Below are 16,569 nucleotides of genomic sequence, written 5' to 3' on the forward strand. Positions count from 1 at the left end.
AGGAGGACAAAAGGACAGTTTAACGTGCGCTTCCACCCCGTCATTGATCCAGTGAAACAATTTCTTCCGCCTCAACCACCAATCGATCCCCTACGGAAGCCCGACCGCTTCCGAGAATATAGCCCCGCCGACGCTTGATCACTTCAAAATAGAGATCAATTCGGTCCCCAGGTTTGGCCAAGCTGTGGAATCGAATTCCATTGAGGTTAGTCAGGTATGAAATGCCTTTTTTATCAATCGCAGCGAATGCCGCTAATTGTGCAAGCGACTCCACAATCAACATAGGAGGCATGTATGGGTTAGTGTCAGTAATGAACCACTCACTCCAGGTGACAAGCTTGTATCCCTTCGCCCATTGCGACGTTTCGTACCCGGTCACGCCATCCAACAGAAGAAATGGGTACCGGTGCGGAAGCACATCCGGGATATGGATTAGCTCTTCGCTCACAGGCTTATTCCCCTTCCCACTTGCGAACAGCAAGGCAGACGTTGTGCCCTCCGAAACCAAATGAATTGCTAATCGCCGCGCGGACCTCGCGTTCCTGATATACATGCGGCACAAAATTCAATTCAGGAGCTTCAGGATTATCGCAATTGAGTGTCGGTGGTACTTTGCTGTGAATCATGCTCTGCACAGTCGCAATTAATTCGACTGCCCCTGCACCGCCCATTAAATGACCAGTCATGGATTTAATAGACGATATCGCCAAACGGGGGGCATGCTCCCCGAATACTTTTTGAATAGCATTAATCTCCATACGATCATTAAATGGCGTACTCGTACCGTGGGCATTGACGTAGTCGATTTCCTGCGGTGTTAAGCCGCCATCCTGCAGTGCGATATTGATCGCTTCTGCCGGGCCGGAGCCAGAGGGATCTGGAGCCGTGATATGATACGCATCAGTTGTGCATCCGTAACCCACAACTTCGGCCAGAATGGTGGCTCCGCGGTTCAAAGCATACTCCAACTCCTCCAGCACCAAGACTCCTGCTCCTCCACCGATGACGAATCCATCGCGATCCACATCAAACGGACGACTAGCCTTCTGCGGCTCATCATTACGTCTGGAGAGAGCATGGATATTCGCAAAAGATGCCAGATCGAGCTGACTAAAATTGGCTTCTGCTCCACCGGCAACCACGACATCAGCCGTGCCGTACTGGATCGTACGTAATGCCTCACCAATGGCATTACTTCCTGTGGCACAAGCCGTAACCACAGCAAAAGAAGGCCCCTTGGCTCCAATAGCAATGGAGATTTCACCAGGTGCTGAATTAATCATCATCGAGGAAACAAAATAAGGAGAAACTCTTTTGGGACCAAGCTTTGTTAATTTCCCAAAGTTCTCCTCTATAACGTCGAGGCCGCCTGCTCCAGAGCCGACAATAACTCCCACGCGACTTGCATTCCGCTCATCAATCACTAATTTTGATTGCTCCACTGCCTGCCGGGCAGCCGCCAAAGCAAACTGAGTGAACTGTGCGACTTTATTAGCTTCCTTCTTGCTCATATATTGCAATGGGTCAAAGCCCGTAACCTGTGCACCGATCTTTGTCGGAATGTCCGCTGTATCGAAAGCAGTGACAGGTCCGATTCCACTTTCTCCTTCCAACAGTGAATTCCAGAAATCCGTAAGATTAAGCCCGACCGGCGTTACGACTCCCTGTCCAGTCACTACAACACGTCTTCTCACTGTATCCACGTCCTTCGTTGAAATTAATTCTTAGAAGCCTGTTGCTCGTAGAGAGGAAAGTCGCCATACACATGACTGATTTTTTCATGCACATCCGCAAGATCAGCATATACCTCGACGATCACAAGCTTGTTCTCCTGATACTTTTGCCAAGCAAGCTGAAGCTGTTCCCGTGCCTCTCCCTTACTCCGAATTGCAAGACTTTCCACAAACTCGTACTGAGGAATTTGAATTCCTGTCTTGGCCGCCTCAGAAACAAACGGGAGGGACTGCCCTGTGAGATGCTTATAATTCATCTGATTCTGTAACCAACCATACCCACCATTATTGAGTACGAGATAGATTAACGGTATTTGATACTCCACCGCCGTCATAAAATCCGAACTGAAGAGATTGAACGCACCGTCACCTACGAGTGCTACTACTGGACGTTGTGTTGCCACGCTTGCTCCCAGAGCAGCAGCCGCACCGAATCCAAGACTCGTTTGATCACTAGGAACAATCGAAAGAGAGCCTTGGGCAAAGCGAAAATATGGATAAAAATAGGACCACATATCCTGCAACCCATTCTCTTGAAGAAGCACCAAATTTTCAGGAAACTCCGTCTGAATCATGTCCAACAGCTCAGGAACGTGGATTCCAGGGGTCTTTTTCAGCTCTTCCAAATAAATAGCCCTGTGAGAAAAAGCCTCCTGTTTACAGCTCCTAATCGTTTCAAGCCACACTCCATCAGGCTCCTGGCCGCGCCGTTCAAGCCACTGCTCCACCGCTGCATATCCATCACCAAGCACCTTGATACCCCTGTACTCGTGTGCAAAATCCTCCAGATTTACATTGACTTGAATCAAAGGTGTATCCCGTAGCAAAATATCCCACTCGAAAGTAGCCGTTTCTTCCAATCGACTGCCCAGTGTGATTACCACATCAGATTCCTTCCAGATTTGTCTTAGACTAAGATCTGTATAGAGTCCCGCAACACCACAGAAGAGTTCGTGGTCTTCATCAACTACACCCCGTCCCGAGGCGGTTGCGAACAAGGCCGCTCCATGTTGGTTAGCAAACAGTTCAATCACATCACCTGTACCTGACTTCATTCCGCCTCCGACTAGAATGAGTGGCCTGCGGGCGTTCTCAATAATTCCCCACGATGCATCCAACTCCCGACGAGACGGAGAGCACGACAGCTTTTCTGGTGGGGTAAACTGAAGCCCTGTTGGCACAGGCTGGTCCATCAGGTTTTCAGGGAGTTCGATATAGACAGGACCTGGTGCTCCATTGATAGCCAAAAAGGCAGCCCGCTCCATCGCCCATACAAGCCGGTCCACATGCTCGACACGATAAGCCCATTTTACGAGCGGCTTCACGAGTGAGATTTGATCCGCTTCCTGAAAGGATCGGGTACCCAGCTTGTCTCCTCCGGTACCAAGCGCCAGAAGCAGGAGCGGAGCGCCTAAGTTCTTGGCTTCCAGCAGCCCTGTGAGTGTATTACTGAGCGCAGGGCCTTTCCCCACAACGCATACGGACATCTGGTTGGTGGTGAGCGCATAACCTGCTGCCATGAACACAGCATTACGTTGATCTTTGCACAAAATAAAATCCATACCGGATGAGGGGAGTGACGATACGATTTTGAGATCATCACTTGGTAATCCAAAGAGATGCTGAACCCCAGCCGATTTTAAGTAGCCAATGATGGCATCCCAGGGAGAGAAGCTCGCAGTCATACCAAACTCCTCTTTTCCGATAAATATTCTGCGACAATTTCTGAAATCAAGATCGGCTTCGAAATGAGCTTGAAATCGTAAAAAATATAGTTCGACATCGTTCCGTAGCCACCAAAAGGCTTATTGCCTTGATCCACATCCTCAAGCGTCTGATTAATGGTCAATGTGTGCTTCTTTCGTAGAACGTCAGTCAAGTGCTCCGATCCGTATAAGCTGCAACCCATTGCACGTTCACTGAAATAACTGGAGGAAATACGCTTGATCAATTGCTCGTCGTCTTGGTAGCTAACTACATTGAAGACTGGCGAAAAATACTCAATAATCTCCAGATTCTGATCCAATTCACTATATACAACCGTCGGCTCCATCTTTTTCGTGCGGAAATCAATGCCGCCGCCGTAAATAATAAACTTATCGTTCGTGTTAAAATATTCGGAAACCGAATATAGCGTGTCTTTATAGAATATAGGGGTATAGTTTGCGTTCGGATCATCGTTGGCTCCAAACACGAGTTGGTCAAGCTGTTGAATCAGCAGATCTTTGAAATGCTCACTCACATCTTGATGTACCAGAATGATGTCGGGGCCTAGGCAGTCTTGTCCAGAGTTGAACAATCTCATTCGAATCACATCGGTAACCGCCAGCTCCAGGTCTGCATCAGGTCCGATGATGAAAGGATTTAGCCCTTGTCCGTAAAAAATGTAGAGCTGATCTTTTCGAATCTGTTTTTTGATCTTCTCTGCATTGGTATAGCTTCCGGTGAACACCACAATATCAGCTGGCATAACGGAATTCTCCATGAACACCTTCTGGCTAACTTTACGAATATAGATGGGTAATCCATGTACAGCCTGAAGTTTTTCATGCAGCATGTTGACGTACTCGTTTACGTGAGAAGAAGGGCGAAAGTCTATATTTTCAACGTACAGGGACGGAATCAAGAGGTATAATGCATAGGAGTACAAAATGACGTTGGAAGGCATAAATACAGCCATAGATCGTTGCCAGCTTGGCTGATAGGTCTGCACTTCTTGCAGAGCACCTTGAAGTGTGAAGATCGTGGAGTCAATTTCTGCATTGGCAGCCCGATAGGATGAAAATTGTGTGAGAATATCCATCACTTCCTGCCGATTTTCAATCAAATAATTGAGGCATTTCAGAATAGATTCATGCCTTTTCAGAAACAGTGTGTTTTCTGCCAGTTCTGGATTTATACTCATGGCACATTCTCCCTTTCCTGTATGCAGTTTTGGTATATATCTTGTTATGCTTTGCGAGAAGCAGCTTTCTCTAGAGCAACACGCTCCATCTCCAGACGATCTACTTTTCCATTGCGATTTAAAGGAAAATGATCGAGCGGAAGCAAAAGATCGGGAAACATGTATGAAGGGAGTACCTGACTCATCTCTTTGCGGAGCACAGGCACGACCTGTGAGGAATCACTTTCGATGAATGCGACAAGCAATGTCCCTTTAGCCTCATCCTCCAAGGTAATCACGCAGGATCGGTAGCCTAGCGAACCAATTCGGTCCTCAATATAGACCGGAGATACCATGTAGCCCATCCGGTTGACCGTCTTACCGCTGCGACCAATGACATACAGCATTCCGTCATCCAGATAGCCCAGGTCCCCCGTCTTGAACCAGCCGTCCTGTAGAACGGATTGCGTCAGGTCTGGACGATTTAGATAACCTTCCATGCATCCAGCACTGCGTATCCACACTTCGCCTACGATACCGTCCGCCTGCTGGTTGCCTGTAGAATCTAGTATTTTCAGATCCACACCAGGTAATGGTAGGCCACAACCCTTCGGACACTCTAGCGTCCCCAGCGTAACGTTGCCCAGTTCAGAAAGGCCGTAACCATTCAGCAGGGGCTGTCCAAATATGTTGTTAAATTTCTCTTCAAGGTCCTGGGTAAGTGGGGAACCGCCTACGCACCACATGCGCACCGGAGCTTCCTTGACCATTTCCAGTTGTTCGGGTTTTCGGTTTAGCATACGCAACAAGGTGTAAAAAGCAGAGGGGTTAGCGTCTACGACCGTCGCCCGGTCTTTCGTAATACTTGCAATGACGCTCCAGAGGTTTTTTGGATTGCAGATGATGAGAGAACATGAAGTTAACCACCAGGAGAAGATAAGTGAGATTCCATAAAAATGAGAAAAAGGCACAACGGGGAGCATATGGTCAGACGGTAGGTAGTTCATGGCGTGTATGGAATGCCTGATATTCTCCATAAAAGCTGAACCAGCTTTCACGATTCCCTTGGGTTTGCCCGTCGTACCTGAAGAATACAGAATGAGCGCATCTGACCTCTCGCACCACTTGCTAAAGTCGAGGGCTTCAAGCTTTGGCTCTCCCACCCAATCCGGGTGTACTGCTTCTTCTTGAATCAGATCTTGAATCAGAATAACGAGAGCATGAGGAAGTTCTAAATCGGAATCCGTAAGGATGCAACAGGCACCCGCTTCATCATAGATTTGGGCCACCTCATCGAGCACAGTCTGCTCGTCCACCACAGTCACCGAAACAGCAATATTGCACAGGGAGAACAGAGACACAACAAACCAATAGGAATTGGCCGCTTTCAGAATCACTCTACCGTCTTCGGGAATTCCCCTGAGCGTCAACATCCGGGAGAAGATCGTAACGTCTCGCTCCAGACGCTCCCTAGTCATAACTCCTTCAGGTGAGATAATACGGCAATCCGTATGCGTAATAAGCACAACGTTCCCTCCTTACATCCCCGTAATATGGTATCCAGCATCTACATGGATAACTTCACCCGTAATGCCTCTCGATAAATGGGAAAATAGGAATAACGCCGTATCTCCGACTTCCGACGTATCAACCGTCTTGCGTAGGGGCGTAGTTCCTTCAATATGTTTGAGCATTGTGTTAAAATCTTTAATGCCATAGGCAGCCAAGGTCCGTATCGGACCAGCGGAAATCGCATTTACACGAATGCCATATGTGCCTAGATCATTCGACAGATAGCGCATGCTGGCTTCCAGTGAAGCCTTCGCTACACCCATAACGTTGTAATTTTTGATCGCTCGTTCTGCGCCAATATACGTCATGGTGACGATACTTCCACCCTCTGTCATCAGTGGGTATACTCGACGGGATACAGCAGCCAGAGAATAGGCACTGATTTCTTGTGCAACGGCGAATCCCTCGCGAGAAGTGTCAACGAACAAGCCATCCAAATCCTCAGCCTTAGCATAGGCGACACTGTGAAAATAACCATGCAATACGCCTACTTTTTCTTTTAGAAAATCTGCCAATGCATCAAGCTCTTCATTGCTTTGTACATTACAAGGACAGACCAGTGCTCCCGGAATGGTTTGAACGAGCTTTAGTACCCGCTCTGCAACCCTCTCATTTTCGTAAGTAAAAATGAGCTGTGCTCCTTCAGCAGCTAAAGATTGAGCTGTCCCCCAGGCAATACTCCTGTTATTAGCCACGCCCATAATCAAAATGTTCTTACCGCTCAGTAGTACTGCCACAGAAACCACCTTTCTTTTTTACATTTTTAAACAAAATAACAACTTAATTGCGTATGTCTACATTTATAGACATATGTAATCTTTCCTGGAATATTATCGCGTTAATTGCCAAACTTGGATAGGCGACGTTTTAGGCAAATCACAAAATTTATTTTAAAATTTGTGTAACATATCGTGTATGCTGTCTGTCATCTCACAAGAAATAGTTGTGTTGCTTCTGTTGGTCTGTGTTCAAATCGAAAGGAATACATGTATGTGAAAAAAGGTAGCGAGGCAAAAACAAGGTGACTGTCAAAGCGACTTAAACATAAAATCCGTATATTTTTGTAAATATTTACATTCCGATGACAGAATCACCCACCTACCGGAAGTAACCACTTCATTTTCACCAACAATGACTCTTCCGATTTGAACATCCTGAGTGACCAGCCAGATATCATCTAAGTGTAAGCCTTAACCTTTATAGACTACGCTTTTGTTTTTTGGGAGCTAAAGTATAGCTAAAGGAGACAACAAAGTCGATTGCCAGAACGATTGCCCATGTTTGCATAATGCCCTCCAAAGACATCGTACGCTGAGGATCATCAACATACACAATGATGGCGAGCAACAAAGCATTACCTATAGCCCAACCCAAAAGGTGAAGCAACCAACCTATCCGTTCCTCTTTTGCATGAGCAGCACCATACTTGCGTTCAGGCTTGGGTCCCTTACCAAACCAATGGGAGAACCGTACATCCGCCCACTTAATTAACCTATGACCAAATGCTACTGTAATACCAAAATAACAGGCCGCCAAGCCAGTAGCAGTCGTAATCTCCATGCCACTTTTCACCGTGATGAACACCGCAATCAGTAACAGGATATCAATAATGGGGGTAAATAGTAAAAGAAGACCGCCTAACTTCTTCAAGCCAAACATATACCTTGCGATCAAGCCTGCAACAACAAAAACCCAAAATAAAACTTCAGCACTAATAATAAATAAATACATAATAGATGATTCCTTTCAAATTAGAAATTGGTATTTACCAAAACTATCCCCCTTTCATGCCCACTATCATACAATATTATACATAATATTCCTAGTATTTTGTCTATAATTACATAAAAGGAAACAAATAGCCGTTTTTTTCTGCGAAAAACAGTATCTGTTCAGAACATTTCGTTTTGTTCTCAAAATGGGCATTTTACATGATATGCTACCCATAAAGAATTATGATGATCTGAAATGAAAAAAGATGTACCTATGCTAATCAGCACGGGTACATCTTTTCTACAGATACACTATCCAATTACAATATGCCCTTCGGGACGACGGTACAATGTCTTGGTCGAGCGTGGACGAATGGCATAGGCAATCGTAAGAGGACCAATCCGACCAATAAACATGGTCACACAAATAATCAGCTTGCCTGCATCAGACAATCCTGGCGTTACTCCTACGGACAAGCCTACCGTTCCGATTGCGGAAGCAGCCTCAAATGCAAGGGAGAGAAATGGGGCATCCTCTGTCATTAAGAGCAGTATAACCACAATCGAGAATATAAATAGGGCTAGTACAATAATGGTCAGCGCCCGCATCATGATATCTTTGGGGACCCTATGGCGGAAAAACACAATTTCCTTCTGTCCTCGCATGACGGCGATTAGCGCACCTACCATAAGCAGAAACGTAGTCGTTTTGATTCCTCCTCCCGTGGAGCCTGGAGAAGCACCGATAATCATCAGCAACATAATAAAAAACTGACTTGCTTGCCTTAACCCGCTGATATCGACTGTGCTCGTACCCGATGATCTCGTGGAGACCGATTGAAAGACAGCTCCATATACTTTGCCTTCCCAGTTCAGCGCGCCCAAGGTTCGTGCATTGGTAAACTCAAAAATAAATATAACCAGCGCACCAATCGCAATGAGCACTCCCGACACGCTAAGCACCATTTTGGAGTGTAGAGACAGTCTTCGGGTACGGCGAAAATCGAACAAATCGCTAAGTACAAGGAAACCCAAGCCTCCAGATATAACGAGCACAGATGCAATCATATTGAAAACAAAATCTCCAGCGTACTGTTGGAAGCTAGTCCCAAACAGATCGAATCCCCCGTTATTAAAGAGGGATACGGAATGGAATATTCCATAATAGATCGCTTGTCCGACAGGCATCTCTCGCATCCACCGCAAAGCTAAGACGACGGCAGCTATCGCCTCAATGGTAAAAGAAAAGATCAGCACCTTGCGAATAATACGCACGATCCCTTCCATGCTATCGGCATTAATAGCTTCCTTAAGCAGCAATCGATCCTTTAACGATAATCGTCGCCCCAACAACAGCGCAAACAAGGTCGCTAAGGTCATAAACCCCAGACCGCCTAGCTGCATCAGCACCAAAATGACGGTTTCGCCAAACATCGTATACGTTGAATCGACGTCAACAACGACCAGTCCTGTGACACAAGCGGCTGAGACGGACGTAAAAAGCGAATCAATCCAATGCGGAGCATGACCACTATGATTGGCAACAGGAAGCATCAGTAGCAAAGTACCCAATGCAATAATCAATAAATATCCGATGACCAATATAAAAGGAGGCGATGCGAACCGACTAAGCTTGACGCTGCGTTTCATTAGAGTATTCTCTCCATCCGTTCTTATGAAAAAGAGGAACAAGACACGGGAAGCCCGGCTGATCCTCTATATTCATAATGTTATGTTATTCTACTGTTGGTTACGCATATGCGGGAAAAGCAGCACATCGCGAATGGAAGGCGCATCTGTCAGCAACATAACCAAACGATCGATGCCGATGCCCAGTCCACCTGTTGGTGGCATCCCGTATTCCAAGGCGCGGATAAAGTCATCATCCATTTCATGCGCCTCGTCGTTACCGTGCTCACGTTCCAGCAATTGTGCTTCAAAACGTTGGCGCTGATCGATTGGATCATTCAGCTCAGTGAACGCATTCGCATGCTCACGAGCAACCACGAACAACTCGAAGCGATCCGTAAACCGCGGATCTTGTTCGTTTTTCTTGGCCAACGGTGAGATTTCAACCGGATGTCCAGTAATAAAGGTCGGTTGAATAAGCGTTTCCTCTACGAACTGCTCAAAGAATGCATTCAGGATATGGCCAAATGTCATATGCGGTTCAACCGAAACTTTATGCTCTTTCGCAAGACGATGAGCTTCTTCATTACTCATCTGCACGCTAAAGTCTACGCCTGTTACTTCTTTAACAGCATCAACCATGGAGACTCTGCGCCATTGCGGCGTCAGATCCACTTCCTGGCCTTGATATTGAATGTGTTGTGTGCCTAGTACTTCCTGCGCAATATGTGCAACCATGTTTTCCGTCAATTGCATGATATCTTTATAATCAGCATACGCTTCATACAGTTCAATCATCGTAAACTCAGGGTTATGGCGGGTCGAAATACCTTCATTACGGTAAACACGACCGATCTCATATACTTTCTCCATTCCGCCGACAATTAGTCGTTTCAAATGGAGTTCAATAGCAATACGCATATAAAGCTGCATGTCCAATGCATTATGGTGCGTAACAAATGGCTTCGCTGCCGCCCCGCCAGCAATAGAATGCAATGTTGGAGTTTCAACTTCCAAATAGCCGAGCGAATCGAGATAACGACGCATGGATTGAATAATACGGGACCGTGTAATGAACGTTTTTTGTACTTCAGGGTTCATAACCAAATCGACATACCGCTGACGGTAACGTAATTCAACATCCTTCAGGCCATGATATTTCTCTGGTAATGGATACAAGGATTTGGACAAGACCTCAATATCCAGCACTTTGATTGTCGTTTCGCCTGTTTTGGTTTTAAAGAGCACACCCTTAACACCAACAATATCGCCCAGATCCAAAATACCAAATGCTTTATATTTGGATTCAGGTACCGTGTCTTGACGAACATAAATTTGAATACGTCCACTAAGATCCTGTATATGAGCAAAGCTGGCTTTCCCCATCACACGTTTAGCCATAATACGGCCTGCTATGCTAACTTCAATATTCTTTTCTTCCAGTTCTTCCTTAGTCAAACTGTCATACTTGCTCAGTAGTACGCCCGCTTCAGCCGTGCGTATGTATTTGCGTCCAAAAGGATCAATGCCCAATGAGCGAAGCTCGTCCAATTTGGCACGGCGAATTTGCAATAGTTCACTTAATTCCTCGCGATTTTCTTGTGATTCCTGGTTAGTAGTTTCATCCGACATGGTGCTAAATCAGCTCCTTCAATATGAATAGACGGGCCGGGGTCCGTCCGGGTGTAGAGAAAAAAAGCTTCCACAAGGAAGCTTTTACATTAAATTCCAAAGTCCGTGTCTTATTTCTTGATATCCACGATTTTATATTGAATAACGCCTGCTGGAACGGTGACATCCACAACAGTTCCCTTTTTCTTACCGAGAATTGCCTTGCCAACCGGACTTTCATTCGAAATCTTGTTTTGTAGCGGATCAGATTCGGCTGAACCTACGATAGCATACTCTGTAATATCTCCGAATTCCAAATCTTCAACGGTCACAGTTGCGCCTACTCCCACAACATCGGTGTCAATTTCATCACTATTGATAATGCGGGCATTGCGTAGCATCTTTTCCAACGTAATTACACGGCCTTCAATAAAGGCCTGCTCATTCTTCGCATCCTCATATTCGGAGTTTTCACTAATATCTCCGTATCCGATGGCTACCTTAATCCGTTCAGCCACTTCGCGGCGTTTGACAGACTTTAAGTTCTCAAGCTCATCTTCGAGCTTTCTAAGACCTTCCTGTGTCAGAATGACTTCTTTATCGCTCATCTTAACCGATTCTCCTGTCATGGGAAAAGTTTAAAAGTGCATCGGAATGCACGCTTTCAAAACATAATATGCCACTCTGAGGGAATGAGAACATTTCCTGCTGTTGTCTTGAGAGCTGCACACAATTTGTAGCATACATCAAGATTTTATACTGAACGATTATAGGGCAAGCAATTGGAAAAGTCAATCGCGTGTACAGGCCGGAACAGCTTCCTTATTGCGCAACAGCAGCAGGAGAAGCAGCGCTTGTAGAAGGCTCATCGTTATCTACCATGTGCAATTGAGATACAAATTGATCCAAAATGCGTACCATATCGTCGCGCTTTGTTTCTTCCATAATAACATCCTTAATACGTGCCGAACCTTTAAACCCTTTGAGGTACCAAGCCAGATGCTTACGCATTTCACGGACAGCTACTGCTTCACCCTTCAATGCAACCAGACGATCCATATGCAGAATGGCAATACGAATTTTTTCTTCCGGTGAAGGATCGGGCAACAGCTCGCCCGTTTGCAGGTACTCAATCGTACGGTAGAGCATCCACGGATTCCCCAGAGCACCACGTCCGATCATAACGCCATCACAATTGGTCAAATCCAGCATACGGCGGGCATCTTCCGGTGATGCCACATCACCGTTTCCAATTACAGGAATGGAAACTGCTTCTTTAACTTCTTTTATAATATCCCAATTCGCATGTCCCGTATACAGTTGCTCCCGTGTACGGCCATGTACGCTAACGGCCTGACCTCCGGCACGTTCAACAGCGCGAGCGTTCTCTACGGCATAAATATGCTCGCTATCCCAACCAATACGCATTTTGACGGTAACCGGCTTGCTTACCGATTCCACTACCGCCGATACCATCTCATAAATCTTGTTTGGATCAAGCAGCCAACGAGCGCCTGCATCACATTTGGTCACTTTGGGAACCGGGCAGCCCATATTGATGTCAATAATATCTGCATTCGTCTCCTGGTCTACGACTTTCGCCGCTTCCACCAAAGATTTGCGGTCGCCTCCAAAAATTTGCAAGCTAAGCGGCTTCTCGCGCTCATCTACAAACAGCATCTCACGTGTACGCTTGTTGCCGTGAATGATGGCCTTATCACTAACCATCTCTGCACATACCAAGCCTGTACCGAATTCCTTGGCGATCAAGCGAAAAGCAGGATTGCACACGCCTGCCATGGGTGCCAAGACGACTTGGTTTTTCATTTCAATATCGCCGATTTTCAACATATCTGTTCACCCCTTTATTCCTTCTTTTATATCGTATACTTATCGTCAATCCGTCAATTCCCGGACTTCAATCTCTAGCGTTTGGGCGATGATGTTCAGCATGTCTGGATCTACTGTACGATTGCCTCGCTCCACAGCACCTAATACAGTCAAAGATATACCAGTACGTTCTGCCAACTCCTGCTGTGTGAACCCTTTTAGCTTCCGAAAGGCGCGGAGTCGTTGCGCCAGCTGCATGTTTTCCAAAGCTGTATGCCGTCCTTTCCATCCACAGAATTCAATGCAGTATGCACGATACTGTACAGACCGGACGGATCTTGGTTCGGAACGATGTCAGCCAAAGGCACCAGCACAAAAGCACGCTCCAACATACGAGGGTGAGGAAGCTCCAAATCCGGTGTAGCCAGTTGCGCCGCTCCCATCCATAACAAGTCCAGATCAATGGTTCGTGGACCATTAGGAATATGTCTTACTCTCCCCAGACGACTCTCCACCTCCAGCATATATACCAGAAGCTCCTCTGGAGCAAGTGTTGTAGATACGGCTACCGTCATGTTCAAAAAAGAAGGTTGATCCAGATACCCAACAGGCTCTGTTTCGTACAGGCTGGAGCACCGCAGCACCCGTATACCCGGATGTTCGTCCAGCGCCGTAATGGCTTCATACAGGGTATGCTCGCGCTCCCCCAAATTAGCCCCTAAAGCAATATAAGCCTCTGATCCCTCAGAGGTCGAATGTGCATTCATGTATCGTTCCTACTTTCTTGCGCGATAAAGCTCAACCGTCACGCCTTGAAAATGAATATCAAACGGCGGATGCGGCTTCGTGACTTTGACAGTCAGTGCATTGACACTAGTATAAGTGTCCAGTAGGGAAGATGCAATACGTTCGCCCAAAGCTTCAATCAATTGGTAAGATTCTTTTTCTACAATATTTTTAACGGTGTAATGCACCTCGGCGTAATTAACCGTTTTGTCCAAAGCATCCTGCTCACCCGCTTCACGCAGATCAAGCTCCAGTTCCAAATCAATATAGAAACGCTGTCCCAGCTTGCGCTCCTCTGGAAAAACGCCATGATATCCGTAATACTCCATACGATGCAAAACCATTTTATCCATCGTGGGTAGACCCCCTGTTTTTTATTAGATTTTTCTAATCAAGTGACTTTATGTTGGTGGTAGCGGAGCGTTCGCCTTTGCAGCGATCGTAGGATCAAATCATTCGTGGAGCGGGCTTTACCCGTCATAACTCAGTGCATTTTTAGACCCGTACACCATCGCATCACACATACGTACGGTGCGCTTGATTTGTGCCACATCATGTACACGCACAATCTGGCACCCTTGAGCAATGCCAAAAGCAACAGTAGCCGCCGTGCCCTCCACCACATCATTCACAGGCAAATCGAGTGCTGTACGAATAAATCTTTTGCGTGACGTAGCCAATAACAGTGGGAAGCCTAGCTGACTCAATGTATCGAGAGAAGTCATGGCATGGATATTTTCATCATAATCCTTGGCAAAACCGATACCTGGGTCTAAAATGATCTGTTCCTCACGTACCCCCGCATCCAGCGCTAATCGGATACTCTCTTTTAAATCAGACAGCATATCAGAAACCAAATCACTATAATTACGATCATGACGATTATGCATCAAAATGACCGGGCAATCGAATTCGGAAGCTACACGTGCCATATCGGGGTCTGCCTTAAACCCCCAGACATCATTAATGATATGTGCACCAGCTTCAAGCGCCTGCCTGGCTACTTCGGCTTTGTAAGTATCTACAGATAACGGAATGTGCGGTGCAATACGATGGATGGCTTGGACGACCGGAATGACCCGTGCCAGTTCCTCTTCCACACCTACTGGGTCATGACCCGGACGGGTAGACTCCCCACCAATGTCAATGATATCGGCTCCATCTTCCACCAGCTTCAATGCATGTAAAACAGCAATCTCGGGACTATAATGTAATCCTCCATCGGAAAATGAATCCGGGGTCACATTCAGTATACCCATGATCTGTGTGGAATGTCCGAGCGTAAGCTCGGCATCCCCCATTCGGTAACTACGTTGATAAAGGGTCGGTATGTTCACTTGATCCCTGCTTTCTGTCTATAATCGTGCAACAGCAAAGCTGTTATGGACCTGGGCTGCGTCAAGGGAACCGATACATGGTTCGTTGCTCCTCCCGGCTCCAACAATAAATCCACGGGCCGTATTTCTTGTATAGAATTGGTCATAAAAATTTCATCAGCCTGTTTAAGCTCGTTCCAGCGGTACAGGCCTTGCTCACAAGGAATGTCTCGCAAATGCGCCAGCTCCAAAATGAACTCACGCGTAATGCCTGGCAGAATCCCTGTAGACAAGTCAGGGGTATACAGCGTATTATTCCGCACAAAAAACAGATTGCTGACCATTCCCTCCGCCAGAAAACCATTGGCCGTAAGCATCATTCCTTCAGCCTTATAACGGACAGCCTCGGCATACTGCTGAAGTTCCCGCTTCGCAAGAATATTATTCATATAATGGAGCGACTTTAAACGAACCTCACCCTCTGGAGTGTTTCTGGAGGTTCGCAACAACTGAAGCGCCGATGTGGAAATGGATTGCCCGGTTTGTGTATTGGTAGAGGGCAACGGTTTCGCAAACAAAATATGGTTGGGGCGCGTATAGTCCCCCGTCGGCAATCCTAGCACCTCTTCGCCCGCTGATACGGTGTAACGAACATAGGCTTCATCCAGTCCATTCGCCACCATCAGATGTTGGATGTGTCTCGTAAGCTGCTCCTCATCCGGTTGAAAAGGAATGCCGAGCATTCGGCAACCTTCCTGCAGTCGATGCAGATGCCGATCCAGCAAGAATGGGACACCCTTGTAGGTGCGGAATGTTTCAAACAAGCCCATTCCGTATAAAAAGCCGTGATCACTTACGTGAATCACGGCTTTTGCGGCTTCCGTGAGGACGCCGTTGACTCCGATATATTTCATGAATCAGACGCCTACCTTGCGTTTTAGGAAATTGCGTAATAGTTGATGCCCGTAATCCGTAATAATGGATTCTGGATGGAACTGAACTCCTTCTACGGCAAATTCTTTATGCCGCAAACCCATAATTTCACCTTCTGCGGTTTCTGCGGTAATCTCTAGACACTCAGGCAGACTCTCGCGCTCCACCAGCAATGAGTGATACCGGGTTGCTGTGAACGGAGAAGGCAAGCCTTCAAATACCGATGTATTGTGATGAAGAATCGGTGATGTTTTACCGTGCATGAGTCGTTCAGCCCGGATAACCTTACCGCCAAAAGCCTGTCCGATGGCCTGGTGGCCGAGGCAAACGCCAAAAATCGGAATGCGACCTTTAAAATGGCTGATCACATCCAATGATATCCCCGCCTCATTCGGCGTGCATGGACCCGGCGAGATCAAAACATGCTCTGGTGCCAGTTCTTCTATGCCCTTCACATCAATCTCATCGTTCCGTTTTACGGTTACTTCTTCGCCAAGTTCACCCAAATATTGAACAAGATTGTACGTAAACGAATCATAATTATCAATCACCAAAATCATACG

The 16,569-nt window shown here is 46.5% G+C and carries 17 protein-coding genes; all 17 read right to left on the bottom strand.

From position 1 onward, the window contains the following. Window positions 1-40: 40 nt before the first annotated feature. Window positions 41-448, bottom strand: coding sequence for a 3-hydroxyacyl-ACP dehydratase FabZ family protein (locus MHB46_RS13860; RefSeq protein WP_025721676.1), 408 nt, complete (start codon window positions 446-448; stop codon window positions 41-43). A gap of 4 nt (window positions 449-452) precedes the next feature. Further along, the gene (fabF, locus tag MHB46_RS13865; protein WP_341162613.1) at window positions 453-1,694 is read right to left on the bottom strand and encodes a beta-ketoacyl-ACP synthase II; all 1,242 of its coding nucleotides are present in this window, start codon (window positions 1,692-1,694) and stop codon (window positions 453-455) included. A 23-nt stretch (window positions 1,695-1,717) separates the two neighbouring features. Beyond that, window positions 1,718-3,418 carry a thiamine pyrophosphate-binding protein gene (locus tag MHB46_RS13870; protein WP_341162614.1) on the bottom strand — a complete coding sequence of 567 codons (1,701 nt, stop codon included), beginning with the start codon at window positions 3,416-3,418 and terminating at the stop codon, window positions 1,718-1,720. After that, the gene (locus MHB46_RS13875; protein ID WP_341162615.1) at window positions 3,415-4,638 is read right to left on the bottom strand and encodes an aldehyde dehydrogenase family protein; all 1,224 of its coding nucleotides are present in this window, start codon (window positions 4,636-4,638) and stop codon (window positions 3,415-3,417) included. The genes MHB46_RS13870 and MHB46_RS13875 overlap by 4 nt, the downstream gene beginning before the upstream one ends. 44 nt (window positions 4,639-4,682) lie before the next feature. Further along, window positions 4,683-6,143, bottom strand: coding sequence for a class I adenylate-forming enzyme family protein (locus MHB46_RS13880; protein ID WP_053324333.1), 1,461 nt, complete (start codon window positions 6,141-6,143; stop codon window positions 4,683-4,685). 12 nt (window positions 6,144-6,155) lie between these two features. Then, complete coding sequence (locus MHB46_RS13885) at window positions 6,156-6,926, bottom strand: enoyl-ACP reductase FabI (protein WP_341162616.1); 771 nt, start codon at window positions 6,924-6,926, stop codon at window positions 6,156-6,158. Window positions 6,927-7,386: 460 nt separating this feature from the next. Next, entirely contained in the window at window positions 7,387-7,920 is a 534-nt protein-coding gene (locus tag MHB46_RS13890) for a hypothetical protein (RefSeq protein WP_165179770.1), read from the bottom strand. Window positions 7,921-8,213: 293 nt separating this feature from the next. Then, window positions 8,214-9,551, bottom strand: a complete 1,338-nt coding sequence (locus tag MHB46_RS13895) for a TrkH family potassium uptake protein (protein WP_341162617.1) — start codon at window positions 9,549-9,551, stop codon at window positions 8,214-8,216. Between the two features lie 90 nt (window positions 9,552-9,641). Further along, complete coding sequence (lysS, locus tag MHB46_RS13900; RefSeq protein WP_061831234.1) at window positions 9,642-11,162, bottom strand: lysine--tRNA ligase; 1,521 nt, start codon at window positions 11,160-11,162, stop codon at window positions 9,642-9,644. A 110-nt stretch (window positions 11,163-11,272) separates the two neighbouring features. Continuing rightward, window positions 11,273-11,749 carry a transcription elongation factor GreA gene (gene greA, locus MHB46_RS13905; protein WP_013308160.1) on the bottom strand — a complete coding sequence of 159 codons (477 nt, stop codon included), beginning with the start codon at window positions 11,747-11,749 and terminating at the stop codon, window positions 11,273-11,275. A gap of 214 nt (window positions 11,750-11,963) precedes the next feature. Beyond that, window positions 11,964-12,992: a tRNA dihydrouridine synthase DusB gene (gene dusB / locus MHB46_RS13910; protein WP_250259961.1), complete on the bottom strand. Its 1,029-nt coding sequence runs from the start codon at window positions 12,990-12,992 to the stop codon at window positions 11,964-11,966. Window positions 12,993-13,037: 45 nt separating this feature from the next. Next, a complete protein-coding gene (locus MHB46_RS13915) occupies window positions 13,038-13,238 on the bottom strand; it encodes a helix-turn-helix domain-containing protein (protein WP_235306857.1) in 201 nt (66 codons plus the stop codon). Continuing rightward, window positions 13,190-13,738 carry a 2-amino-4-hydroxy-6-hydroxymethyldihydropteridine diphosphokinase gene (folK, locus tag MHB46_RS13920; protein ID WP_069290765.1) on the bottom strand — a complete coding sequence of 183 codons (549 nt, stop codon included), beginning with the start codon at window positions 13,736-13,738 and terminating at the stop codon, window positions 13,190-13,192. Before folK ends, MHB46_RS13915 begins: the two co-directional genes overlap by 49 nt. A gap of 9 nt (window positions 13,739-13,747) precedes the next feature. Next, on the bottom strand, window positions 13,748-14,110 hold the full coding sequence (folB, locus tag MHB46_RS13925; RefSeq protein ID WP_341162618.1) for a dihydroneopterin aldolase: 363 nt from the start codon (window positions 14,108-14,110) through the stop codon (window positions 13,748-13,750). Window positions 14,111-14,227: 117 nt separating this feature from the next. After that, on the bottom strand, window positions 14,228-15,094 hold the full coding sequence (gene folP, locus MHB46_RS13930) for a dihydropteroate synthase (RefSeq protein WP_075153520.1): 867 nt from the start codon (window positions 15,092-15,094) through the stop codon (window positions 14,228-14,230). Continuing rightward, on the bottom strand, window positions 15,091-15,987 hold the full coding sequence (locus MHB46_RS13935) for an aminotransferase class IV (protein WP_341162619.1): 897 nt from the start codon (window positions 15,985-15,987) through the stop codon (window positions 15,091-15,093). The genes folP and MHB46_RS13935 overlap by 4 nt, the downstream gene beginning before the upstream one ends. Window positions 15,988-15,990: 3 nt before the next feature. Further along, window positions 15,991-16,566 (bottom strand): aminodeoxychorismate/anthranilate synthase component II, encoded by a 576-nt coding sequence (gene pabA / locus MHB46_RS13940; RefSeq protein ID WP_341162620.1) that lies wholly within the window; start codon window positions 16,564-16,566, stop codon window positions 15,991-15,993. Window positions 16,567-16,569: the final 3 nt, after the last annotated feature.

It is taken from the genome of Paenibacillus sp. FSL H7-0703 (assembly GCF_038003485.1).
Taxonomy (GTDB): Bacteria; Bacillota; Bacilli; order Paenibacillales; family Paenibacillaceae; genus Paenibacillus; species Paenibacillus polymyxa_B.

Coding starts and splice junctions, on each gene's coding strand:
- greA (WP_013308160.1), bottom strand. CDS start 11,749: ATGAGCGATAAAGAAGTCATTCTGACACAGGAAGGTCTTAGAAAGCTC.
- MHB46_RS13895 (WP_341162617.1), bottom strand. CDS start 9,551: ATGAAACGCAGCGTCAAGCTTAGTCGGTTCGCATCGCCTCCTTTTATA.
- folK (WP_069290765.1), bottom strand. CDS start 13,738: ATGAATGCACATTCGACCTCTGAGGGATCAGAGGCTTATATTGCTTTA.
- pabA (WP_341162620.1), bottom strand. CDS start 16,566: ATGATTTTGGTGATTGATAATTATGATTCGTTTACGTACAATCTTGTT.
- lysS (WP_061831234.1), bottom strand. CDS start 11,162: ATGTCGGATGAAACTACTAACCAGGAATCACAAGAAAATCGCGAGGAA.
- MHB46_RS13935 (WP_341162619.1), bottom strand. CDS start 15,987: ATGAAATATATCGGAGTCAACGGCGTCCTCACGGAAGCCGCAAAAGCC.
- MHB46_RS13875 (WP_341162615.1), bottom strand. CDS start 4,638: ATGAGTATAAATCCAGAACTGGCAGAAAACACACTGTTTCTGAAAAGG.
- folB (WP_341162618.1), bottom strand. CDS start 14,110: ATGGATAAAATGGTTTTGCATCGTATGGAGTATTACGGATATCATGGC.
- MHB46_RS13890 (WP_165179770.1), bottom strand. CDS start 7,920: ATGTATTTATTTATTATTAGTGCTGAAGTTTTATTTTGGGTTTTTGTT.
- MHB46_RS13870 (WP_341162614.1), bottom strand. CDS start 3,418: ATGACTGCGAGCTTCTCTCCCTGGGATGCCATCATTGGCTACTTAAAA.
- dusB (WP_250259961.1), bottom strand. CDS start 12,992: ATGTTGAAAATCGGCGATATTGAAATGAAAAACCAAGTCGTCTTGGCA.